The 20,619-nt window shown below is 63.1% G+C and carries 21 protein-coding genes and 3 pseudogenes; 19 read left to right on the forward strand and 5 right to left on the reverse strand.

What is annotated here, in order from left to right; translation table 11 throughout:
* Nucleotides 1–16: 16 nt before the first annotated feature.
* From TGR7_RS08520 to TGR7_RS08565, 12 genes and pseudogenes are all read left to right on the forward strand, one after another.
* Nucleotides 17–907: a class II glutamine amidotransferase domain-containing protein gene (locus TGR7_RS08520; RefSeq protein ID WP_012638265.1), complete on the forward strand. Its 891-nt coding sequence runs from the start codon at nt 17–19 to the stop codon at nt 905–907.
* On the forward strand, nt 895–1,605 hold the full coding sequence (locus tag TGR7_RS08525) for a GltB/FmdC/FwdC-like GXGXG domain-containing protein (protein WP_012638266.1): 711 nt from the start codon (nt 895–897) through the stop codon (nt 1,603–1,605). Before TGR7_RS08520 ends, TGR7_RS08525 begins: the two co-directional genes overlap by 13 nt.
* 3 nt (nt 1,606–1,608) lie before the next feature.
* A complete protein-coding gene (locus TGR7_RS08530) occupies nt 1,609–2,955 on the forward strand; it encodes an FMN-binding glutamate synthase family protein (protein WP_012638267.1) in 1,347 nt (448 codons plus the stop codon).
* A gap of 2 nt (nt 2,956–2,957) precedes the next feature.
* A complete protein-coding gene (locus tag TGR7_RS08535; protein WP_245522966.1) occupies nt 2,958–3,623 on the forward strand; it encodes a helix-turn-helix domain-containing protein in 666 nt (221 codons plus the stop codon).
* Entirely contained in the window at nt 3,607–4,068 is a 462-nt protein-coding gene (locus tag TGR7_RS08540) for a GNAT family N-acetyltransferase (RefSeq protein ID WP_012638269.1), read from the forward strand. Before TGR7_RS08535 ends, TGR7_RS08540 begins: the two co-directional genes overlap by 17 nt.
* Before the next feature lie 209 nt (nt 4,069–4,277).
* The gene (locus TGR7_RS17440) at nt 4,278–4,688 is read left to right on the forward strand and encodes a DUF5677 domain-containing protein (protein WP_148211481.1); all 411 of its coding nucleotides are present in this window, start codon (nt 4,278–4,280) and stop codon (nt 4,686–4,688) included.
* A gap of 106 nt (nt 4,689–4,794) precedes the next feature.
* Nucleotides 4,795–4,890, forward strand: a pseudogene (locus TGR7_RS18025) (transposase); the annotation flags it as partial.
* A gap of 276 nt (nt 4,891–5,166) precedes the next feature.
* Nucleotides 5,167–5,364, forward strand: a pseudogene (locus TGR7_RS08545) (transposase); the annotation flags it as partial.
* A 100-nt stretch (nt 5,365–5,464) separates the two neighbouring features.
* Nucleotides 5,465–5,686: pseudogene (locus TGR7_RS08550) on the forward strand (transposase); the annotation flags it as partial.
* A gap of 104 nt (nt 5,687–5,790) precedes the next feature.
* On the forward strand, nt 5,791–6,105 hold the full coding sequence (locus TGR7_RS08555; RefSeq protein WP_012638272.1) for a type II toxin-antitoxin system RelE/ParE family toxin: 315 nt from the start codon (nt 5,791–5,793) through the stop codon (nt 6,103–6,105).
* Complete coding sequence (locus TGR7_RS08560; protein WP_012638273.1) at nt 6,098–6,406, forward strand: helix-turn-helix domain-containing protein; 309 nt, start codon at nt 6,098–6,100, stop codon at nt 6,404–6,406. Before TGR7_RS08555 ends, TGR7_RS08560 begins: the two co-directional genes overlap by 8 nt.
* A 274-nt stretch (nt 6,407–6,680) precedes the next feature.
* Nucleotides 6,681–8,687 carry a cache domain-containing protein gene (locus TGR7_RS08565; protein WP_012638274.1) on the forward strand — a complete coding sequence of 669 codons (2,007 nt, stop codon included), beginning with the start codon at nt 6,681–6,683 and terminating at the stop codon, nt 8,685–8,687.
* A 183-nt stretch (nt 8,688–8,870) separates the two neighbouring features.
* On the opposite strand, the gene TGR7_RS08570 is transcribed toward TGR7_RS08565, so the two are convergent.
* Nucleotides 8,871–9,659, reverse strand: coding sequence for a methyltransferase domain-containing protein (locus TGR7_RS08570; RefSeq protein WP_012638275.1), 789 nt, complete (start codon nt 9,657–9,659; stop codon nt 8,871–8,873).
* 117 nt (nt 9,660–9,776) lie between these two features.
* Nucleotides 9,777–10,223: a DUF302 domain-containing protein gene (locus TGR7_RS08575; protein WP_012638276.1), complete on the reverse strand. Its 447-nt coding sequence runs from the start codon at nt 10,221–10,223 to the stop codon at nt 9,777–9,779.
* Nucleotides 10,224–10,564: 341 nt separating this feature from the next.
* On the opposite strand from TGR7_RS08575, the gene TGR7_RS08580 reads away from it, so the two are divergent.
* The 4 genes from TGR7_RS08580 (at nt 10,565) to TGR7_RS08595 (ending at nt 13,895) form a co-directional block, all read left to right on the forward strand.
* On the forward strand, nt 10,565–11,215 hold the full coding sequence (locus tag TGR7_RS08580; protein WP_081434269.1) for an RNA polymerase sigma factor: 651 nt from the start codon (nt 10,565–10,567) through the stop codon (nt 11,213–11,215).
* Nucleotides 11,212–11,448, forward strand: coding sequence for an anti-sigma factor family protein (locus TGR7_RS08585; RefSeq protein ID WP_012638278.1), 237 nt, complete (start codon nt 11,212–11,214; stop codon nt 11,446–11,448). The genes TGR7_RS08580 and TGR7_RS08585 overlap by 4 nt, the downstream gene beginning before the upstream one ends.
* Nucleotides 11,449–11,528: 80 nt before the next feature.
* Nucleotides 11,529–12,482 (forward strand): IS5 family transposase, encoded by a 954-nt coding sequence (locus tag TGR7_RS08590; RefSeq protein ID WP_012637613.1) that lies wholly within the window; start codon nt 11,529–11,531, stop codon nt 12,480–12,482.
* A 177-nt stretch (nt 12,483–12,659) separates the two neighbouring features.
* A complete protein-coding gene (locus tag TGR7_RS08595) occupies nt 12,660–13,895 on the forward strand; it encodes a MerC family mercury resistance protein (protein ID WP_012638279.1) in 1,236 nt (411 codons plus the stop codon).
* Between the two features lie 355 nt (nt 13,896–14,250).
* Here the strand turns inward: TGR7_RS08595 and TGR7_RS08600 are convergent, their stop codons facing one another.
* A complete protein-coding gene (locus TGR7_RS08600; protein WP_012638280.1) occupies nt 14,251–14,997 on the reverse strand; it encodes an RES family NAD+ phosphorylase in 747 nt (248 codons plus the stop codon).
* The gene (locus tag TGR7_RS08605) at nt 14,998–15,363 is read right to left on the reverse strand and encodes an MbcA/ParS/Xre antitoxin family protein (RefSeq protein WP_012638281.1); all 366 of its coding nucleotides are present in this window, start codon (nt 15,361–15,363) and stop codon (nt 14,998–15,000) included.
* Between the two features lie 52 nt (nt 15,364–15,415).
* Between TGR7_RS08605 and TGR7_RS08610 the strand changes: the two genes are divergently transcribed.
* Nucleotides 15,416–16,096, forward strand: coding sequence for a metallophosphoesterase family protein (locus TGR7_RS08610; RefSeq protein ID WP_012638282.1), 681 nt, complete (start codon nt 15,416–15,418; stop codon nt 16,094–16,096).
* Nucleotides 16,097–16,306: 210 nt separating this feature from the next.
* On the opposite strand, the gene TGR7_RS08615 is transcribed toward TGR7_RS08610, so the two are convergent.
* The gene (locus TGR7_RS08615) at nt 16,307–17,416 is read right to left on the reverse strand and encodes an aminotransferase class V-fold PLP-dependent enzyme (protein WP_041441351.1); all 1,110 of its coding nucleotides are present in this window, start codon (nt 17,414–17,416) and stop codon (nt 16,307–16,309) included.
* A gap of 305 nt (nt 17,417–17,721) precedes the next feature.
* On the opposite strand from TGR7_RS08615, the gene TGR7_RS08620 reads away from it, so the two are divergent.
* The gene (locus TGR7_RS08620; protein ID WP_012638285.1) at nt 17,722–19,089 is read left to right on the forward strand and encodes a KamA family radical SAM protein; all 1,368 of its coding nucleotides are present in this window, start codon (nt 17,722–17,724) and stop codon (nt 19,087–19,089) included.
* 165 nt (nt 19,090–19,254) lie between these two features.
* On the forward strand, nt 19,255–20,610 hold the full coding sequence (locus TGR7_RS08625; protein WP_012638286.1) for an adenosylmethionine--8-amino-7-oxononanoate transaminase: 1,356 nt from the start codon (nt 19,255–19,257) through the stop codon (nt 20,608–20,610).
* The last annotated feature ends 9 nt before the right edge of the window (nt 20,611–20,619 follow it).

The following is a 20,619-nucleotide window of genomic DNA, read 5'->3' on the forward strand; positions in this document are numbered from 1 at the left end:
TCGAGGAGATTCCCCCATGTGTGGAATCGTAGGACTCTTGCTCAAGAACCCGTCCCTGAACGGGCAACTGGGCCAACTGGTGACCCCCATGCTGGAAAGCATGTCCGAGCGCGGCCCGGACTCGGCGGGGCTCGCCGTCTTCGCCGACACCGACCGGGGCGAGAAGTACAGCCTGTTCGCCCAGGACGCGGACTTCGACTGGGACGCCCTGGAGCGCGCCCTGGACGAGGCCCTGGTGCCCACGCCGCGCATCGAGGCCCAGGGCCGCTACGCGCGTCTCTACCTCGCTGCCGACCCGGATACCGTGCGCCCCTGGTTCGCGGAACACTTCCCGGCGCTGCACATCCTCAGTGCCGGGCACTTCATCGACATCTACAAGGACGCGGGCCACCCGGCGGCCATTGCCGAGCGCTACGGCTTCCCGGCGCTCACCGGCAGCCACGCCATCGGCCACACCCGCATGGCCACGGAGTCGGCCATCACCCCGGCCCACGCCCACCCGTTCACGGCGGGCGAGGACTTCTGCCTGGTACACAATGGCTCGCTGTCCAACCCCTACAAGATCCGCCGGCAACTGGAACGCAAGGGCATCCGCTTCGAGACCGACAACGACACCGAGGCCGCCTGCCGCTTCCTGGAATGGCGCCTGCGCGACGGGGACAGCCTGGAGGACGCCCTGTCCCAGGGCTTCAACGTTCTGGACGGCTTCTACACCCTGCTCATGGGCACCCACGACAAGCTCGCCCTGGTGCGCGACCCCTTCGCCTGCAAGCCCGCCGTGGTGGCCGAGACCGACGACTACGTGGCCATCGGCTCCGAGTACCGGGCGCTCGCCCACCTGCCCGGGGTGAAGGAGGCCATGCTGTTCGAACCCAAGCCCGAGGAGATCTACTCGTGGACACGCTGAACCCCACCGCCGAGGCCGTGCGTTTCGACCTGTCGGAAACCACGGTGCGCGAGCTGAACCAGTATCTGCACCACGACCTCCCCGGCAGCGGCGCGAAACACGTCGAGGTGCTCAACCCCAACGGCCGGCACAACCTGGCCGTGGGCGTGGACGCCCCCGTGAGCATCGACATCCGGGGACACGCCGGCTACTTCGTGGGCGGCATGAACAAGCTGGCCCACATCACCGTGCACGGCAACGTGGGCTGGAGCGTGGGCGAGAACATCATGTCCGGCAGCATCCGGGTGAAGGGCAACGCCTCCGAATGCGTCGCCGCCTCCGGCCACGGCGGGCTGGTGGTCATCGAGGGCGACGCCTCGTCCCGCTGCGGCATCTCCATGAAGGGCTGCGACATCGTGGTGGGCGGCAGCGTCGGCCACATGTCCGCCTTCATGGCCCAGGCCGGCACCCTGGTGGTGTGCGGCGACGCGGACCCGGGCCTCGGGGATTCCCTCTACGAGGCGGTCATCTACGTGCGCGGCACCATCCACGGCCTGGGCGCCGATGCCCGGGAAGAACCCATGAGCGACGATGACTACGCCCGGGTGGCCAACCTGCTGGAGCGGGCCGGCTTCGACCACGACCTCCAGGAGTTCAAGCGCGTGGCCTCCGCCCGCAGCCTGTACCACTGGAACGCCGATCACCACCAGGAGTACTGAGTGATGAGCAAGAACATCTACATCGAGCCCAACTACACCTACGGCGACCACACGCTGCACTACATCCAGCAGGCCGCCGAGCACGGGCTCTACGAGATCCGCGGGCTCGGCGCCAAGCGCCGCCTGCCCACCTTTGACGATCTGACCTTCCTCACCGCCTCGGCCTCCCGCTATCCGCTGGAAGGCTACCGGGAGAAGTGTGAGACCAAGACGGTGCTGGGCACCCGCTTCGCCAAGAATCCCATCGAGCTCGGCATCCCCATCACCATCGCCGGCATGAGCTTCGGCGCGCTCACCGCCCAGGCCAAGGACGCGCTGGGCCGCGCCGCCGGCGAGATGGGCACCTCCACCACCACCGGCGACGGCGGCATGACCCCGGAGGAACGCCGTTCCTCCAAGACCCTGGTCTACCAGTGCCTGCCGTCCCGCTACGGCTTCAACCCCGACGACCTGCGCAAGGCCGACGCCATCGAACTGGTGATCGGGCAGGGCGCCAAGCCCGGCGGCGGCGGCATGCTGCTGGGCCAGAAGATCAGCCCCCGGGTGGCGAAGATGCGCACCCTGCCCGAGGGCGTGGACCAGCGTTCCGCCTGCCGCCATCCCGACTGGACCGGCTCCGATGATCTCGCCATCAAGCTCTCCGAGCTGCGCGAGATCACCGACTGGCAGGTGCCCATCTACGTGAAGGTGGGCGCAACCCGGGTGAAGAACGACGTGAAGCTCGCTGTGGCCGCCGGCGCCGACGTGGTGGTGGTGGACGGCATGCAGGGCGGCACCGCCGCCACCCAGCAGGTGTTCATCGAACACGCCGGCATTCCCACGCTCGCCGCCCTGCGCCAGGCGGTGGAGGCCCTGGAGGAGATCGACATGGTGGGCCAGGTGCAGCTCATCATCTCCGGCGGCATCCGCAGCGGGGCGGACGTGGCCAAGGCGCTCGCCATGGGCGCCGACGCCGTGTCCATCGGCCAGGCCGCCATGATGGCGCTCGGCTGCAACGCCCGGCACTACCACATGAACGGCGAACTGGTGGACGCCACCGAGGACTTCGCGGCGCTGGGCACCGCGCCCGGCTACTGCCACCACTGCCACACCGGCCGCTGCCCCGTGGGCATCGCCACCCAGACGCCGGAACTGGAAAAGCGCCTGGACGTGGACTGGGGCGCGCGCCGCGTGAAGAACTACCTGCAGACGCTGACCATGGAACTCACCACGCTCGCCCGGGCCTGCGGCAAGTCCAACGTGCACAACCTGGAGCGCGAGGACCTCGCCGCGCTGACCATCGAGGCCGCCGCCATGGCCAAGATCCCCCTGGCCGGCACCGACTGGATCCCGGGCGTGAGCGGCTACTGAGCGTGTCCACCGTGGCCACCCGCAAGGCGAAACCCAAGGCGGCCGGGAAGGCCGCGCGGCCTGCAGCGCCCGAACCCGCAGCGCACGCGGAGGACCGCAACCTGGACCAGCACATCGGCCACGTGCTGCGGGAAAAACGCCAGGCCCAGTCGCTCACCATCGCCGACGTGGCCGATCTCGCCGGCGTGAGCCGGGGCATGCTCTCCAAGATCGAGAACGGCCAGGTCTCCACCAGCCTGGAGACCCTGCGCAAGCTGTCGGGTGTGCTGGGCATGACCCTGGCCCAGCTGTTCAAGAACTTCGACGTCCCCGAGGGCGGCGCCCAGCACGTGAAGAGCGGCGAGGGCCTGGAAGTGGTGCGCCGCGGCACCCGCCGAGGTCATACCTATCACCTGCTCGCCTACGACCAGGGCCCCCGCAAGCAGGTGGAGCCCTTCCTCATCACCATGGACGACGCCAGCGAGGTGTTCCCCACCTTCACCCATCCGGGCACCGAGTTCATCTACATGCTCGAAGGCCGCATCGAATACCGCCACGGCCGCAACACCTATCTCCTGGAGCCCGGCGACTCCCTCACCTTCAAGGGCAGCATCCCCCACGGCCCCGAGCGACTCCTGGAAGTCCCGATCCGCTTCCTGGCGGTGATCAACTATGGGGACGAAGAGTGAGCCCGTCCTGATCCGCGACGCCGTGGCGGACGACATCCCCGCCATGGTGGAGCTCCTCGCCCAGCTGTTCAGCATCGAGCAGGACTTCGTGCCAGATGCGGAGAAGCAGGGCAGGGGGCTTGCGTTGCTACTGGTGCAGCCGGGCGCGCAGGTGCTGGTGGCCGAGCGGGAGGGCGGGGTGGTGGGCATGATCAGCGTGCAGACACTTATCTCCACGGCGGAAGGGGGGGCTGTGGGGCTGGTGGAGGATCTGGTGGTGGGTGAGGGCCATCGGGGGGAGGGGATTGGCGGGCGATTGCTTCGGGGGATGGAGGCTCGCGCGTCGGAGATGGGGCTTAGCCGGCTGCAACTGCTGGCCGATAGCGACAATGCGCCGGCCCTGGATTTCTATACGCGGCGCGGGTGGCGCCGCACTTCACTGCTGGCCTTGCGCCGGAATTCCTGAATACAAGCTTTCCTGTACCGTAGGGCGTATGAGCGGAGCGCGTCCGCTGCGCCCTGCTTATCTCGCCACGGGTACAGCCCCATGGAAACCTGCGTTATTCTTGGGGCAATTCTGCATGACCCCGAGAATCAGGGGTGCTATACAGAATCCGTATATCAGCGATGTGACAGAATCTGTCTAACATTCTGTCATGTTTCAAAAGGTGCACAGTGAAGATACACGGTGATGGATTCTTATCCGAAGCTGGACAAGAGAAGGCACGCCAGATACGCGTGCGAAACGATCGGCTATTTCGGGCGCTCGAACGAAGCATTTCGGAAGTTCGTTCATTCGCATCGTCAAAAGATGTTTGTCAGCAAGATACTGACAGGGATCGCCAGAAGATAATTGCCCTCGTGTTGGCGGCCAGAGTTCTTGAGATTTCCGAAGCTGCTTTACTTGTTATGAAAAATGGCATGAGCAACGAAGCAAACACTCTATTCCGTGTATTTTTAGATGCATACTTTGTATTTGCAAATGTTTGTAGTGACCCTTCATTTGTCTCGAACTATTTCAAATCAGATAAGACCGCCCGACTTAAGAAAGTAAAAGAGGACACCCATCATTTATTTGAAAAGTAAAAGAGGATGAGAAGTAAAAGAGGACACCCATCATTTATTTGACACCCCCGCCGGGGCAGCCTAGCCTCTGAATCGTCAGTCCAATCAAGGAATAAGGAGCATTCCTATGACACGAGCCAGAAGGGAACTCGTTCATCCGGAAACCACCCCCTACTACCATTGCATCGCGCGCTGCGTGCGCCGGGCCTATCTGTGCGGCCAGCGGGCAGAACAAGAGGACACCCATCATTCTGTAACCGAAAACAAGAGGACACCCATCATTCTGTTGACACCCCCGCCGGGGCCGCCTAGCCTCTGAATCGTCAGTCCAATCAAGGAATAAGGAGCATTCCTATGACCCGAGCCAGAAGGGAACTCGTTCATCCGGAAACCACCCCCAAAAAAGGAACAAGAGGACACCCATCATTCTGTTGACACCCCCGCCGGGGCCGCCTGGCCTCTGAATCGTCAGTCCAATCAAGGAATAAGGAGCATTCCTATGACCCGAGCCAGAAGGGAACTCGTTCATCCGGAAACCACCCCCTACTACCATTGCATCGCGCGCTGCGTGCGCCGAGCCTATCTGTGCGGACAGGATTCGTTCTCGGGCAAGAGCTACGAGCACCGCAAGGGCTGGGTGCTGGACCGGCTGGAAGCGCTGACTGCTGTCTTCGCAGTCGATATCTGCGCCTACGCGAAAAGCTAAAAGGGGTCGGTGACAAATGATTTTCATTAGTCACCGACCCCTTTTACTGACCCGATTTTCATTAGTCACCGACCCCTTTTACTGACCCGGCATCGCGCGCTGCGTGCGCCGAGCCTATCTGTGCGGCCAGGATTCGTTCTCGGGCAAGAGCTACGAGCACCGCAAGGGCTGGGTGCTGGAGCGGCTGGAAGCGCTGACCGCTGTCTTCGCGGTCGATATCTGCGCCTACGCGGTGATGTCCAACCACTACCACCTGGTGGTGCGCCTGCACCGCGAACAGGCACGGGCCTGGTCGGAACAGGACGTCATGGATAATTAGCTAAAAGGGGTCGGTGACAAATGATTTTCATTAGTCACCGACCCCTTTTACTTTTTGCTGCTTGACGTGCTATACGCCAATGGCGTACATTCGTGCCAATGCTGACCATCATTGAGTCGCCACTCTTTAGCAAGCTCTGGCCTGACTACTGGTCGGTTGAGGAGCACGGCGAGTTCACCACCCATCTGGCGGGCAACCCCGAAGCTGGCGACTTGATCCCCGGTTCCGGTGGGTGTCGCAAGATCCGGTGGACTCGCCCCGGGATGGGCAAACGCGGCGGTGTACGAGTCATCTACACCGTGCGCCTCAAACGCGGCACAGTAGTGCTGCTCACAATCTATTCCAAGAGCGCGAAGGACAATATTCCATCGCATGTATTGCGCCAGATCGCGGAGGAACTTGATCATGACTAGCAAAAAGTCCATTTCAGCGCGTGATGCGAACCGTAACATCGGTGAAGAGCTGCTGCAGGCCATTCGTGACGTCAAGAACGGAAAGCACGGCGCCAAGTACAGCGTTGAGGCCAATGACGTGGTTGCGGCGCGCCTCAAGTCGGGCCTTTCGCAGGCGCAGTTTGCTGCCGCCCTGCATATTTCGTCCCGCACGCTTCAGCAATGGGAGCAAGGGCGCCGGCAGCCATCTGGTGCGGCTGCAACCCTTCTTAAGATTGTGTCTCGCCATCCAGAGGTTCTTCGTGAGGTCGCAGACGCATAATTCAGGAATGAACCGGGTCAGAGAGGAATTTCCGCTTATATTAGAAAAGACTTTTCTTCCGGACCCGACTTCCCTGAAACAGGCTCTCCCTCACCGTAGACTCAAGCGATTGCAGTTGCTGGCCGATAACAGCACTATGCCAGCGATGGATCTCCACCCTCGATAGCCTTGGCAGCAGAGTGTCCTGCCTGCCTTGCGTCTGGCCTGTCACGGGATCCCTGATCATGGACACGATCAGACACCCTGAACCCCAATAGTCAACGGGAGCGCACCGATGTCCAACGTGTTGTCGGATAAGCAGTTTCTACGGGAGATGCCATTCGTCAACACATGCAATGAAACCCTGCTGGCTCTGGGTGAGTGGTGGCGCAAGGTCGCCCTGATCGGAAAAATCAGCAGCCTGGACGTGGCGGCCACAATCCTGGACGACATGGACCTGGCCCGCAACGGGTTCCAGACACTCCAGAAGGAACTCATCGATAACCTTGTCCGGGAGAATCTGCGCAAGCTGGACCAGGAACTGGGCGCCCGGGCGCAGTTTGCCATCGACATCCTGATCCGCAATCTCTTCGAGCGCACGGCGGATGTGGGTTTCCTGGCGACGGACGAGGACATCCGCGAATTCCTGCGTCACCCGGAGGCCTCGCCGGAGGCCACCGAGGCGATCGTCGAGCGCCTGCGCGAATACACCCTCAAATACAGTGTGTATGACGAAATCCTGCTGCTCGACCCCCAGGGTCATGTTCGCGCACACCTGGACCCCGCCAACCCGGTGGTCCATTCCAGGGATCCGCTGATCAGTGAAACACTCCGCGGCGAGGCCCCCTATGTCGAGACATTCCGCCCCACGGATCTCCTGCCCGGGCGCCGCGCCGGTCTGATCTACTCGGCACCGGTCACCGACTCAGACCAGCCCGGTGCCCGGGTCCTCGGTCTGCTCTGTCTGAGCTTTCGTTTTGATGACGAGATGGCCGGCATCTTTGCCAACCTGGTGAGGCCCGGAGAGTTGGTGGCAATCCTCGACCGCAACGACCGCGTCATTGCCAGCAGTGATGAACGGCGCCTGCCCATCGGCACCTCGATCACCGGTGCCCGTGACGGGCAGCTGTCCAGACTGGGCCATGGCTCGGACGCTTATCTGGCTCGGAACTGCCAGACCAAGGGCTATCAGGGTTATATGGGGCTGTCCTGGAAAGGGCAGGTGATGGCGCCGATGGAATCCGCCTTCAGGACTGGCGAGCAGGGCGGGGAGGGTAGCGATGCCGGGACACACCAGGAGGGTGAATTCATCTCTCTTGAGTTGCGCAACATCCGCAAGAACGCCGCCCGGGTCACCGACGACCTGTCCCTGATCGTGCTGAACGGACAGATCGTTGCCGCCAAGCGCGATGCCCACGAGTTCATGCCCGTGTTGAGCGAGATCCGGGTGATCGGCAACCGCACCCGGCAGGTCTTCGACAACTCGATTACCCGCCTCTACGCGACCGTGCTGGAATCCCTGATGAACGAGGTCCAGTTCCAAGCGTTTCTGGCCGTGGACATCATGGACCGCAACCTCTACGAGCGTGCCAACGACGTTCGCTGGTGGGCGCTGACCAGCCGTTTCAGGGAGATCCTGGACCTGACCACGCGCACTGAAGATCAACGGCAGACGCTGACGGAGATCCTCGCCTACATCAACAGTCTCTATACCGTTTACACAAATCTGATCCTGTTCGATGCCAACCGGGTCATCGTTGCAGTCTCCAGCCCCGAAGAGCAGCATCTGCTCGGCACGATTCTGCCTGCCGAGGGCGGCTTCTCTGAGGCACTCGGGATCCGCGATTCACAGCGTTATGTGGTATCGCCGTTTAATTCCACGCATCTCTACAAAGATCGCCCGACCTATATCTACATGACCTCCGTGCGTTCTCCGAAAAGCGGACGCGCCCTTGGCGGCATTGCAATCGCCTTTGACAGCGAACCACAGTTCGCTGCGATGCTCGAGGATGCGCTTCCCAGGGATGATGCGGGCCATATCATCGAAGGCAGCTTCGCCGTCTTCGCGGATCGCCAGGGCAATGTCATCAGCGCCACCGGTGGAGACCTGCGCCCCGGTGACCGGATCGATCTGGAAGGAGATCTGCTCAGTCTCGAGAACGGCACGCGTCGATCCGCACTGATTGAATATCGCGGCAGAAACTACGCGGTGGGCGCTGCGGTGTCTCAGGGATACCGGGAGTACAAGACCACCAACGACTACGACAATGACGTGGTGGCACTGGTGTTCATGTCTGTCTAGCAGGCTGGAAAAGGCGCCCCTCACGAGGTCTTTCCTGATCAAGCGATTGATTTAAATGAAAGAGTCCACCATAAACCGGGGCAGAGAGTGGTTACCCTGCTATCAGAAAAGGGGACGGAGGATTGGAACTCAACCCCCCCTGTCCCCGTTGCCTCCATGCCTTTCCCTGTTTCGGTCGGATAATCAGCGGGTCGCCAGTATTGAAACGCTCTTCACGCCCCAGGTCTTGCTGGCGCCGTTGGCCGAGTCGGTGAGGAATCCGTACTGGGGATTCTCGCGCACCTTGGCCACCTTGAGTCCACCCGCCGTGATGGCGGACCGGTAGTCATCCTGCTGCAAGGCGCCGCCGATGCACGCGGCCCATAATGTCGCATCACACTTGACCTCTTCGGGCAGCGGCTTCTCGGTGACGATGTCCGAAAGGGCCAGGCGTCCGCCGGGCTTGAGCAGCCGGGCGGCGGCAGCGAACACCCGACCCTTCTCGGCTGACAGGTTGATCACGCCGTTGCTGATGATCACGTCCACGCTGTCTTCATCAAACGGCGGATCCTCGATGTAGCCCTCATGGAAGGAGACGTTGTCGATGCCTGCAGCCTTTGCCAGACGTTTCGCCTTCTCCCTCTGGGCCTCGGTCATGTCCAGTCCCAGCACGCGGCCCCGGGGTCCCACCTTGAGGGCCGCGATGAAGGTGTCCATGCCGGATCCGCTGCCCAGATCCAGCACCACGTCACCGGGCCGGATGTCGGCCAGATCCATGTGATAGCCGACGCCGGCGAACGAGTCCACGGACTGCGCGGGGATCCGGTCAAGATCGGCTGTGGGATAGCCCAGCCTTTCGGCGAGCCGGCGGCCCATCTCGAAGTGAAATTCGCCGTCAGGCTCCTCGGCGACACGTTTGTACATCTCCTTGACCTTGTGCTCGAGCGCCGTGCGGTCAACGGCTTCGTCGATCCTGGTTGCTCTCATCTGCATGTTTGCGTTCCTCCATTCAATGCCATTTCTCTTGGTGTTGTGGGTCAGGCGCGGCCTGCACCGGAAGGTGCCGGCCGCGACTGACGTCCTGTCATTCCGTGTGTGTGCGGCGAGACCTCAGCGCCACACTGATTCCAGCATGGACTCGAAGGCCGGCGTGGCCCGCGCCACCGCACGCTCCAGGTTCGGGTCGGGATTGAGGGTGGTCATGAACCTGGGGTGCAACAGCGTCATGTACGTCCTGCCGTTCTTCTCGTAGAGCGCCATATGTCCGCAGGGCATCATCGCGGCCACGTGCATGCCGGCGGCGAAGATGTCCTCGCCGATAGGCAGGTAGCAGATCTTTACCGCGGTCACTTCGCCCCCCTTGAGTCCGAACGTAGACAGGAAGATCCAGTCGTCTTCCTCGGTGGCGTAGCGCTCCACACGGGCGAGCACTTCGTCCAGCGAGTCCGTGGTGTCGCGCACGATGAAGTGATCGTTAGGCTCGGCAATCGCCGTGTAGCCGATGGCGGTCAGCGCGGTCGCGAGCAGCAGAGAAACAATGGTGTTTTGTGTGTTCATGGTGGTCGTCCTCCTGATGGGTTTGTTGTCAGCCCGGTCATGTGTGCCGGGTGATCCAAGGACGCATGGACCAGCGGAGGGTTCCCGCGAGCGCGGATTTCATGAGGTGTTTGGCAAAATAAACCTCGGGTGCCGCCGGTCGGGAACCATTGCCGGGGCTCACGCGTCCTTGCGCTACGGAAGGTGCGACCTGCACCGGGTCCGTTGCCGGCGGGGCACTGTGGAATCCTCGCGGAGGAACACCCATCATGGAGGATAGAGCAGTCTCTCAGAGATCGCCTCGCCGTGCATACGACGTGTACGCGGTCACCAATCCAAGGAGATGAAGTGCGGGGGAAAGCATGCCGGATCCAGGATCAGGCGGGCAGGGAAAAGATGATCGTCGGCAGCGGCGGGCGCTGTTCGAGCAGGAGGTGGTTCGTCTGATGGACCGGTTATACGGCACGGCGCTCAGGCTGACGGGCAATCCGGACGACGCGCAGGACGTGGTCGCGGAGGCGGTTAGCAAGGCGTGGTCAAAGCTGGACGACCTGCGTGACCTCGAGTCCATGGAAGGGTGGCTGTTCCGAATTCTTAACAACGCGTTCGTCAGCCAGTGGCGGCGTCGAAGGACCCGCGACGAGGTGGAGCGCGAAGCCGTGGAGACCTCCGACGCGGGGGATTTCTCCCTTTTCCAGCAGTTGCACCAGCCGTTCCTGCTCTGGTGGGGCACGCCGGAGCAGCAGTTTCTCAATGATGTGCTGCAGGAGGACCTGCAGAAGGCGCTGGATGCATTGCCGGACGGTTTTCGCGTGGCGATCGTCCTGGTGGAGGTTCAGGGTTACACCTACGAGGAGGTTTCCGCATTGCTTGAGATACCGGTTGGCACCGTGCGGTCCCGCCTGAGCAGGGGGCGAGCGCTGCTGCAGAAGGCGCTCTGGCAGCAGGCCTCCGAGGCCGGCCTGGTTCATGGTCGCCACCCCTCCGACAGCGGCGCCGGAGATTCGACATGAGCGAAGACAAGCTCAATTGTGAGGAGGTGATCGAGCAGCTGTTCACTTATCTGGACGGTGAGCTTGATCATGTTCACAGCGCCGCTATCGACCGGCATCTGGAGCGTTGCCGCGATTGTTTCAGTCGCGCCGAATTCGAGAAGAGACTGCGGGAACGCATCAGGGCTTCTGCCAAGGCGAGTGCGCCGGACAGCCTGCACCGCAGGGTCAAGGGGCTGCTTGATCAATACTGACGTTATGCTCTAGGGCATCTCTGAATAACCCAGCCCATTTGGCATAATCCCGGCATCGCATCCAACCCGAGCCATTCGCCATGAGCCAGCTGACTTTCGCAGAAGCCGAATACGAGAACAAGAAGCACAAGACCCGGCGTGAGTTGTTCCTGGAGCGGATGGAAGGGCTGATTCCGTGGAAGCGGCTGGAGAAGAAGATCATTCGCTACTACGCCAAGGCCGGTCCGCAGGGCGGTCGGCCTGCCTACCCGTTGCCGACCATGCTACGCGTGCACTGCCTGCAGTTGTTCTACAACCTGAGTGATCCGGGGCTGGAGGACGCGCTGTACGAAGTGGAGTCGATGCGCCGCTTCGCCGGCTTGAAGTTGGACCGGATCCCCGATGAGACGACGATCCTGAACTTTCGACGCCTGCTGGAACGCCACAACCTGGCAGCGAAGCTGTTCAAGGAGATCAACCAGACTCTGGCTGAGCAGGGCTTGATGCTGAAGGAGGGCACGATCGTGGATGCCAGCATTCTGTCGGCGCCGAGTTCGACCAAGAATGCGTCTGGCGAGCGCGATCCGGAGATGCACCAGACCAAGAAGGGCAACGCCTGGCATTTCGGCATGAAGGTGCATGTGGGCGTGGATGACACGCTGGGCCTGATCCACAGCCTGGAGACGACGCCCGCCAATGAAGCCGATATCAACGTGGCCGACAAACTGCTGCATGGTGAGGAAAAAGTGGTGTGGGCCGATGCCGGCTATCAGGGCATCGAGAGGCGCGAAGAGCATCAAGATCGCCGGGTGGACTGGCGCATCGCGATGCGGCCAGGCAAGCGCGCGGCGCTGCCGAAGAGATCGCCCTTGCACAAGATCGAGAAGAACAAGGCGAGCATGCGCGCAAAGGTGGAGCATGTGTTCCAGCGCATCAAGCAGATGTTTGGCTATGCCAAGGTTCGCTATCGTGGCCTGGCCAAGAACACGAGCCGACTGTACCTGCTGGCAGGGTTTACAAACCTGCTGCGGGCGGAACCCTACATGCTCGCGTAGGGGTAGTACGCCTGTTTTCCACCCCAAACCGGCGGGAAATGGGCGGAATGAGCCCCTTTGGGGGGTAGCATTGATCGAAATTTGAACGACTAGACTGCGGAAGCAGATTTTTTTGGCATCAGGCTGGGTTATTCAGAGATGCCCTAGGGTTACCAGGCAAGGGGGAGGGACCTTGCCATGGTGGCGATACTTGGATATTCGCGTGAGCAGATCTTCGCGGCGGTAAAGGACATGTATACCGCCGTGGCCGATTCACCCGACGCCCATTTCCACTTCCCGGTAGGTGGAGAAGCCTGCCGCACACTGGGCTACCCGCCCGAGCAGATCGCGGCGTTGCCCGAGGCGGTCAGGCAGTCTTTTGCCGGGGTGGGGTATCCGTTCAACGCCCAGGCGGTGCGTGCCGGGGACACTGTGCTGGACATCGGTGCCGGCGCGGGCAACGACACGGTGATTGCCAGCCGAATTGCGGGCTCCGAAGGGCATGTAATCGCACTGGACCTCACGCCGGCCATGACGCGCAAACTCAAGGCGGCCTGCGATCAGACCGCAGTCGCCAATGTCAGCGTCCTGCAGGGCAGCGCGGAGCGTCTTCCGCTCGCTGACGGCAGCGTGGACAGCATCACCAGCAACGGCGCCCTCAATCTCGTGCCCGACAAGCGACGCGCCATTGGCGAGATGTTTCGCGTGCTGCGGCCCGGAGGCCGGGTGCAGCTGGCCGACGTTGTGATCCGTCGCCCCGTAACCGTCGATTGCCACGAGGATCCCAGGCTCTGGGTGGAGTGCGTCGTCGGCGCCACCGTGGACGAAGACTTGCTCACCATGTTCCGCGACGCGGGCTTCGAGGATGTGGAGGTGGTTCGCGAGCTCGATTACTTCGCACACAGTCCCAGCGCGCAGACCCGAGAGGTGGCGGCAAGCTTCGATGCCCGATCCATGGAGCTCGGCATGAGTCGTGGCGATCGGGCGCCCTCCCGCCTGATGCAGTGGCTTAAGCGACTCAATCCGGTGCGTTGGGTAAAGTCCCTCTGGCGGCGCGGATTCTTTGGCCTGGTGAGCCTCGCGGCCGCAGTGATTGTCTGTTACGGGACGTTGGCCGCATTGGCCCTGCTCGGTGTCCTCGGCTTCGGGTTCGCGCTGGATGAAGGCCTCTGGGCAGGCGCCATTGCGCTTTTCGCTGTGCTGGCTGCAGCGGCAATCACCGCGGGCGCACGGCGCCACCGAAGTCCGGGTCCGCCGATTCTCGCGGCGACCGGTGCCGGGGTCATTCTGTATGCCCTTTTCGTCGACTACAGCCTGATCGTGGAGCTGATCGGTTTCATCCTTCTCTCGGTCTCCGCGTTGCGGGATCTGCAGCTACGTCGCCGCGTGCAGGCGCGCGTGCTCGGTTTGCAGCACGCCGTCGGAATGAAGTAAAAGAGAGTAAAAGCGTAAAAGAGGACACCCATCATTTATTTGACAGCCCCCGGAGCCGCCTGGCCTCTGAATCATCAGTCCAATCAAGGAATAAGGAGCATTCCTATAGCGAAGAGAAGTTGGGTGTCCTCGCTTGTGCCCTTATAGCGAAGAGAAGTTGGGTGTCCTCGCTTGTGCCCTTACTCGCTTGTGTCGCTTGTGCCCTTAAACCCCTTTCCCCGTGGGTCGGGCTTTAGCCCGACAGGCGCGGTGCCCATGGATACCATGCTGTCGGGCTGAAGCTCGACCTACGGAAGAAAGACGTGATCTTTAAACTCTGTGACCTCTGTGTCCTCTGCGGCTAAACAATCCGCCTTCATGCCGCCGGCATCGGCAACACCCCCTCCACCAGAAACCTTTCCAACGGCAACACATGCACCTGGGTCTGGGTCTCGCCCAGGAAGCGCACGTGTGCGCCGTCCGTTTCGCACAGCCAGTGTTCCTGTGACCGGGGCCGGGCATCGGCCAGAGCCCGGGGCGTGAACAGGGCGACGTTGATGCCCTCATCCCGCGCCGAGCGGTACTCGAAGGCCTGCACCCCCGCCTCGCGCAGGGCCGTGCCCAGCTGCTGGGTGGCGCGATAGTCGGCGGGGTGGGTGAGCGCGTCCCGAAAGGCGTCAAAGGGCGGTTCCTGGAGTCGCAGTCCCCGGCGGCTGCGGTAGGCGGCCTCGAACACCGTGTGCCGGGTCACCAGGGCGCTGGCGGGCGGGATCGCCATGCCGTACCAGAAATAGAATCGGTAGAAGGCGGCTTCGGCCAGCAGGGTGGACAGGCTCAGCGAGCCGTAGAAGAGGCTCGGCTCGAAGCGGCGGCCGAACCGGGAGCCGTGGCGCAGGGGCGGGTAGCGGAACGGGGTGACGAGCAGGTAGTGGCGCGGTCCTTCGGCGGGCAGGGGGGGCTTGGTGGCCTCCAGCATGGCCTCGAGAGCGGCCTGCTCCTCCAGGGAGTCCACCAGCCGGTTGGTGGCCACCTGTTCCTGGCTTTCCACCAGGCGCAGCAGGGTGCCCTTGAGCGGGCCCGGCGCGGCGGTCTCCCGACAGGCGGCCCAGATATCAGGATACACTCAGACTTTGCCTCGCATCGCGTCGAGGTATTCTGTCACTCTGACCAGACCCTGGGCCGTGAGCACCTGCTCGGCCGGGACGCCGCCGGTGTGGTGGTTGGCCGTGTGCATCCAGTGGCGCAGCTGTTCGGGATCGCCGCCCACCAGCACGAACAGGGCCCGGTAGCAGCGCACCAGCAGCAGCGCCAGTTCCCCGGCCTTGCTGTCGGGATCGATCTGGCCCCGGGTGAGGGTGCTGCGGTCCTTGCCGATCACCTGGCCCAGGGCGGCGCGGTTGAGTCCCAGTTCCTTGCCAGCATTGAGAAACGCCTTGGTGAGCACCTGGGCGGGATCAGTACGAGGAGTGGCGGTGGCAAGCTGGCTCATGGCAGCCTCCAAATATGATGCATATGCAAATTATTAGACCATAAAAATGCGAATGCAACGAATCATCTTCTACGGAGATCCCCACGGGGACTTCTCCGGCCTGATCCGGGCCGCCGAGGCCCGGCGACCGGAGGCGGTGGTGATCCTGGGGGATTTGGGCCTGACGGAGGCGTCACTGGACCGGGTCCTGGCGCCCCTGGTGGAGGCGGGCATCCAGGTGGCCTGGGTGCATGGCAACCATGAATCCGACTCGGTCCGGGAACATGACCACGCCTTCCTGTGCCGCCTTGGCAATCTCAATCTCCATGGCCGGGTGATGGAGGTGGGCGGCCTGCGCATGGCGGGCCTGGGCGGGGTGTTCCGGGGCAAGGTCTGGTATCCGGGCACCGAGCCGGTGTTCCGCACCCGCAGCGCACACCTGGCCAGCTTCCCGAAACGGGACCACTGGCGGGCGGGCTTGCCGCTTCGCCACCGCACCACCATCTATCCCGAGGACCTGGACCTTCTCGCCAGCCTGGAGGCCGACGTGCTGGTGTGTCACGAGGCGCCCGGCTGCCACCCCCACGGATTCGGCGTGATCGACGAACTGGCCCGCGCCATGGGAGCGGGGCTGATCGTCCATGGCCACCAGCACGTGGACTACGAGGACAGCATCGGCGGGGTGCGGGTGCGCGGCGTGGCCGAGGCCACCGCGGTGATCATGGATGAGGCGATGCGTTTCGAGGCCTGTTGATCGGGAAAAGGCATCTCAGCGGACAGGATTAACAGGCTCTTCAGGGACTCACGGGGCAGACGTACATCAAAAGCATTTGACAGGATTGACATGATTTACGGGATTTAACGGCATTTTCATCCTGTAAATCATGTCAATCCTGTCAGATTTTTTCTTTGGGTTCCTTTGTTCCAGTCCATTCAGGTTTGAACAGGGGACGCAAGGCCAGGGTTACAGGAGATCCAGGGCCGCGTCGAGATCCGCTTGCGGAGTGTAGAAATGCGGGCTGAAACGCACCCCGCCGCCCCGATGGGCGCACAGCACCCCGGCGGCCATGAGGCGCTGATGCAGGGCCGCCATGTCCTGACCAGGGCGACGGAAGGTGAGGATGCCGGCACGCCGAGCCGCGGCCTTTGGCGTGAGGATATCGAAGCCTTTTGATTCAAGTGAATCAATAAGATAAGATATCTTTCCAGAAATACTCTCAGCTATATTCTCAAGCCCTGTCTCCAGCAGCAGGTCCAGGCTCGCCGCCAGGGCGTGGATGGCCAGCATGTTGGGGCTGCCGCACTCGAAGCGCCGGGCCGAGGCGGCCGGTTCCCAGTCAGTGCGGTCGTAATCCCCGAGGGCCTCCACCATGTGCCAGCCGAACTGATTGAGCTTCAGCCAGTCGCGGATTCCGGCGCGCACGTAGAACACCGCCAGACCTTCCGGGCCCAGCATCCACTTGTGCCCGTCGGCTGCCACGAAGTCCGCATGGCAGGCCTGGGCATCGAAGGGCAGGGCGCCCAGCTGCTGGATGGCGTCCACGCAGAACAGCACGTCCCGCTTACGGCAGGCCGCCCCCAGGCGTTCCAGGTCCAGGCGCAGGCCGCTGGCGTACTGCACGGCGCTCACCGACAACAGCCGGGTGTTGGCATCCATGGCCTCGATCAATGCAGCCTCCGGGTCCACCGCGCCGGCGAGATCCACCCGCCGGGCCTCGACGCCAAACCGGGGCTCCAGGGACTCCCAGACCAGGCGGTTGGACGGGAACTCCTCCCGGGGGAACACCACGTTGTCGCCCCGCACCCAGTCCAGGCCGTAGGCCACCACAGACAGGGCCTCGGAGGTGTTCTTGAGCAGGGCGATGTCTTCTGGGGAGGGGGCGTTGATCAGCCGTGCCAGCAGCCCCCGCAGGCGGGTTTCCTCCCGGGTCCACGCGGGGTAGTCCCGGGAACCGGCGCGCAGGTTGGCCTCGGCAAAGCGGTGCACCGCCTCCGCCGTGCGCCGGGGCCAGGGGCCCACGGCGGCGTGGTTCAGGTGGATCAGGCCAGGTTCGAGGGGGAATTCGGGGTGCATAGGGGTGCAGGCCAGGTCGGGTGAGGTGTGAAGGGTCAGGTGATAGGAGTGTAAACCCTCTAGGAGCCTGGCGATGCATGCCCGGAAATGGGGCATGTTCAGCGCCACCCGGTTTGCATTATGCAACGCCCATTTGTTACTTTGGGCGGCTAACCGGGCCGACGGCACAGGATCTCTGTAGCGATCTGCGTTATCTCGTCGGCCTTCCCATGTCCGGTCTTGCACGCCTGCGAGGGCCGGACAGCACACTGGGTCCGAAGGGGGCTTGAGTTCCCCGGGACCCGGCAGCATCGGAGGCGCACTGCATGAGTTCCGTTCTCAAGTTCTACAGCGATACCGACCTGGGTGCGATCGAGGCCCGCCCCTTCAAGGTCTTCAACGAGCGCAGCCTGGAGAAGATCCCCCAGCTGGCCAAGCTCTCCGAGGCCCAGCGCTTCGAGATGAAGGTGGTGGCCAGCGTGCTGCCGTTCCGGGTCAATGAATACGTCATCAACGAGCTGATCGACTGGAGCAACATCCCCGCCGATCCCATCTTCCAGCTCACATTCCCCCAGAAGGGCATGCTGGCCCCCGAGAGCTACGAGCGCATGGCCGAGCTGCATCGCCGGGGCGCCGACAAGGCGCATATCTCGGCCCTGGCCAAGGAGCTTCGCGACGGGCTCAACCCCCATCCCGCCGGCCAGCTGGAGATGAACCTGCCCCGGGTCAACGGTGAGGTGGTGGAGGGCCTGCAGCACAAGTACCGGGAGACGGTGCTGTTCTTCCCCAGCCAGGGCCAGACCTGTCATTCCTACTGCACGTTCTGCTTCCGCTGGGCCCAGTTCGTGGGCGACAAGGACCTGCGCATCGCCTCCAACCAGAAGGACCAGGTGCTCGGCTACCTGCGCGAACACCCCCAGGTCACCGACCTGCTGGTCACCGGCGGCGATCCCATGGTCATGAAGACCAAGAACCTGGCCCAGTACCTGGAGCCGCTCATGGAGGATGACAGCCTGGCCCACGTGCAGACCGTGCGCATCGGCACCAAGGCGCTCACCTTCTGGCCCTACCGCTTCGTCACCGACAACGACGCCGACGAGCTGCTGGATCTGCTCACCCGCCTGGTGAAGTCCGGCCGCCAAGTGGCCATCATGGCCCACTACAACCACTGGCGGGAGCTGGAAACCCCCATCGCCCGGGAGGCCATCCGCCGCCTGCGCGAGACCGGCGTGGAGATCCGCAGCCAGGGTCCGCTGCTGGCCCACATCAACGACGACCCCGCAGTGTGGGCGCGCCTGTGGAAGACCCAGGTGCAGCTGGGGATCATCCCCTACTACATGTTCGTGGAGCGCGACACCGGCGCCCGGCACTACTTCGAGGTGCCCCTGGCCAGGGCCGCGAACATCTACCGGGAGGCTATGAAGCAGGTCTCGGGCCTCGGCCGTACCGCCCGGGGTCCGTCCATGAGCGCCGGCCCCGGCAAGGTGGAGATCCAGGGCGTGGCCGAGATCCAGGGCGAGAAGGTGTTCGTGCTGCGCTTCATCCAGGCCCGCAACCCCGACTGGGTGCAGCGCCCGTTCTTCGCCAAATATGATGAACAGGCCACCTGGCTGAACCACCTCAAGCCCGCCTTCGGGGAAGAGAAGTTCTTCTTTGAGGACGAGTACGAGGCCATGCAGGCGGGCAACGGGTAGTTTTCTCCGGCGTTCGTTGGGAACGCAGAGGGCGCGGAGACGCAGAGAACGCAAAGGTATTTTTTTGATCATCAAACCTTTGCGCTCTCTGCGCCTTTGCGTCCTCTGCGTTACAACACCCAAGCAAGCAAAGCCCACCCCTGCGTCTGCTGATACACTTTTGCCATGACGCGCAACGACGAACTCACCCGCCGCGACCTGTCCGTGGTCTGGCATCCCTGCACCCAGATGAAGGATCACGAGCGCCTGCCCATGATCCCGATCCGACGGGGGGAGGGGGTCTGGCTGGAGGACTTCGATGGCAACCGCTACATCGACGCCGTCAGCTCCTGGTGGGTGAACCTGTTCGGCCACGCCAATCCCCACATCAACCAGGTCATCCGCGATCAGCTGGATCAGCTGGAACACGTGATCCTGGCCGGCTTCACCCACGAGCCGGTGATCCGCCTCTCCGAGAAGCTGGTCAACATCACCCCGCCGGGCCTCAGCCGCTGCTTCTACGCCGACAACGGCTCCTCCGCCGTGGAGGTGGCGCTCAAGATGAGCTTCCACTACTGGCTCAACCGGGGGCAGCGGAAAAAGACCCGCTTCATGTGCCTGTCCAACAGCTACCACGGGGAGACCCTGGGCGCGTTGGCGGTGGGAGATGTTGCTTTATACAAAGAGACTTACAAGCCTCTTTTAATGCAACCTATCACGATAGAAGGGCCCGATTGTTACCACCGGGAGCCGGGCGAGAGCTGTGAACAGGTGGCCGAGCGCCAGTTCCGGCACATGGAGCAGGCCCTCGCCGAGCACGCCCACGAGACCTGCGCGGTGATCGTGGAGCCCCTGGTGCAGTGCGCCGGCTCCATGCGCATGTACCACCCCCGCTACCTGACCCTGCTCCGGGAGGCCTGCGACCGTCATGGAGTGCACCTGATCGCCGACGAGATCGCCGTGGGCTTCGGCCGCACCGGCACGATGTTCGCCTGCGAACAGGCGGGTATCAGCCCCGACTTCATGTGCCTCTCCAAGGGTCTCACCGGCGGTTACCTGCCGCTGTCCGCCGTGCTCACCACCGAGGAGGTCTACCAGGCCTTCTACGATGAGTACGATAAGCTCAGCGCCTTCCTGCATTCCCATTCCTACACCGGCAATGCCCTGGCCTGCGCCGCCGCCCTTGGGACCCTGGATCTGTTCGAACGGGAAGACGTGATCGGCAACAACCGCCGCCTTGCCGCCGTCATGGCCGAGGCCCTGGCGCCGTTCAAGGATCACCCCCACGTGGCCGATGTGCGCCAGACCGGGATGATCGCCGCCGTGGAGATGGTCAAGGACAAGGCCGTCCGTACACCCTATCCCTGGCAGGAACGACGCGGCCTGAAGATCTACCAGCACGCCCTCAGCCGCGGCGCCCTGCTGCGGCCCCTGGGCAACGTCAGCTACCTGATGCCGCCCTACGTGATCACCGAGGAGCAGATCCGGTTCCTGGTCCAGGTGATGGGGGAGGGGATTGATCTGGCGACCGGGGCTGGTTGATCTGACGTC

Source organism: Thioalkalivibrio sulfidiphilus HL-EbGr7, from assembly GCF_000021985.1.
Taxonomy (GTDB): Bacteria; Pseudomonadota; Gammaproteobacteria; order Ectothiorhodospirales; family Ectothiorhodospiraceae; genus Thioalkalivibrio_A; species Thioalkalivibrio_A sulfidiphilus.

Bases quoted from the DNA above. Each gene is read 5' to 3' on its own strand.
- TGR7_RS08520 (WP_012638265.1), top strand. From the start codon at position 17: ATGTGTGGAATCGTAGGACTCTTGCTCAAGAACCCGTCCCTGAACGGG.
- TGR7_RS08530 (WP_012638267.1), top strand. From the start codon at position 1,609: ATGAGCAAGAACATCTACATCGAGCCCAACTACACCTACGGCGACCAC.
- TGR7_RS08540 (WP_012638269.1), top strand. From the start codon at position 3,607: ATGGGGACGAAGAGTGAGCCCGTCCTGATCCGCGACGCCGTGGCGGAC.
- TGR7_RS08555 (WP_012638272.1), top strand. From the start codon at position 5,791: ATGCTGACCATCATTGAGTCGCCACTCTTTAGCAAGCTCTGGCCTGAC.
- TGR7_RS08560 (WP_012638273.1), top strand. From the start codon at position 6,098: ATGACTAGCAAAAAGTCCATTTCAGCGCGTGATGCGAACCGTAACATC.
- TGR7_RS08565 (WP_012638274.1), top strand. From the start codon at position 6,681: ATGTCCAACGTGTTGTCGGATAAGCAGTTTCTACGGGAGATGCCATTC.
- TGR7_RS08570 (WP_012638275.1), bottom strand. From the start codon at position 9,659: ATGCAGATGAGAGCAACCAGGATCGACGAAGCCGTTGACCGCACGGCG.
- TGR7_RS08575 (WP_012638276.1), bottom strand. From the start codon at position 10,223: ATGAACACACAAAACACCATTGTTTCTCTGCTGCTCGCGACCGCGCTG.
- TGR7_RS08580 (WP_081434269.1), top strand. From the start codon at position 10,565: ATGCCGGATCCAGGATCAGGCGGGCAGGGAAAAGATGATCGTCGGCAG.
- TGR7_RS08585 (WP_012638278.1), top strand. From the start codon at position 11,212: ATGAGCGAAGACAAGCTCAATTGTGAGGAGGTGATCGAGCAGCTGTTC.
- TGR7_RS08590 (WP_012637613.1), top strand. From the start codon at position 11,529: ATGAGCCAGCTGACTTTCGCAGAAGCCGAATACGAGAACAAGAAGCAC.
- TGR7_RS08595 (WP_012638279.1), top strand. From the start codon at position 12,660: ATGGTGGCGATACTTGGATATTCGCGTGAGCAGATCTTCGCGGCGGTA.
- TGR7_RS08605 (WP_012638281.1), bottom strand. From the start codon at position 15,363: ATGAGCCAGCTTGCCACCGCCACTCCTCGTACTGATCCCGCCCAGGTG.
- TGR7_RS08610 (WP_012638282.1), top strand. From the start codon at position 15,416: ATGCAACGAATCATCTTCTACGGAGATCCCCACGGGGACTTCTCCGGC.
- TGR7_RS08615 (WP_041441351.1), bottom strand. From the start codon at position 17,416: ATGCACCCCGAATTCCCCCTCGAACCTGGCCTGATCCACCTGAACCAC.
- TGR7_RS08620 (WP_012638285.1), top strand. From the start codon at position 17,722: ATGAGTTCCGTTCTCAAGTTCTACAGCGATACCGACCTGGGTGCGATC.
- TGR7_RS08625 (WP_012638286.1), top strand. From the start codon at position 19,255: ATGACGCGCAACGACGAACTCACCCGCCGCGACCTGTCCGTGGTCTGG.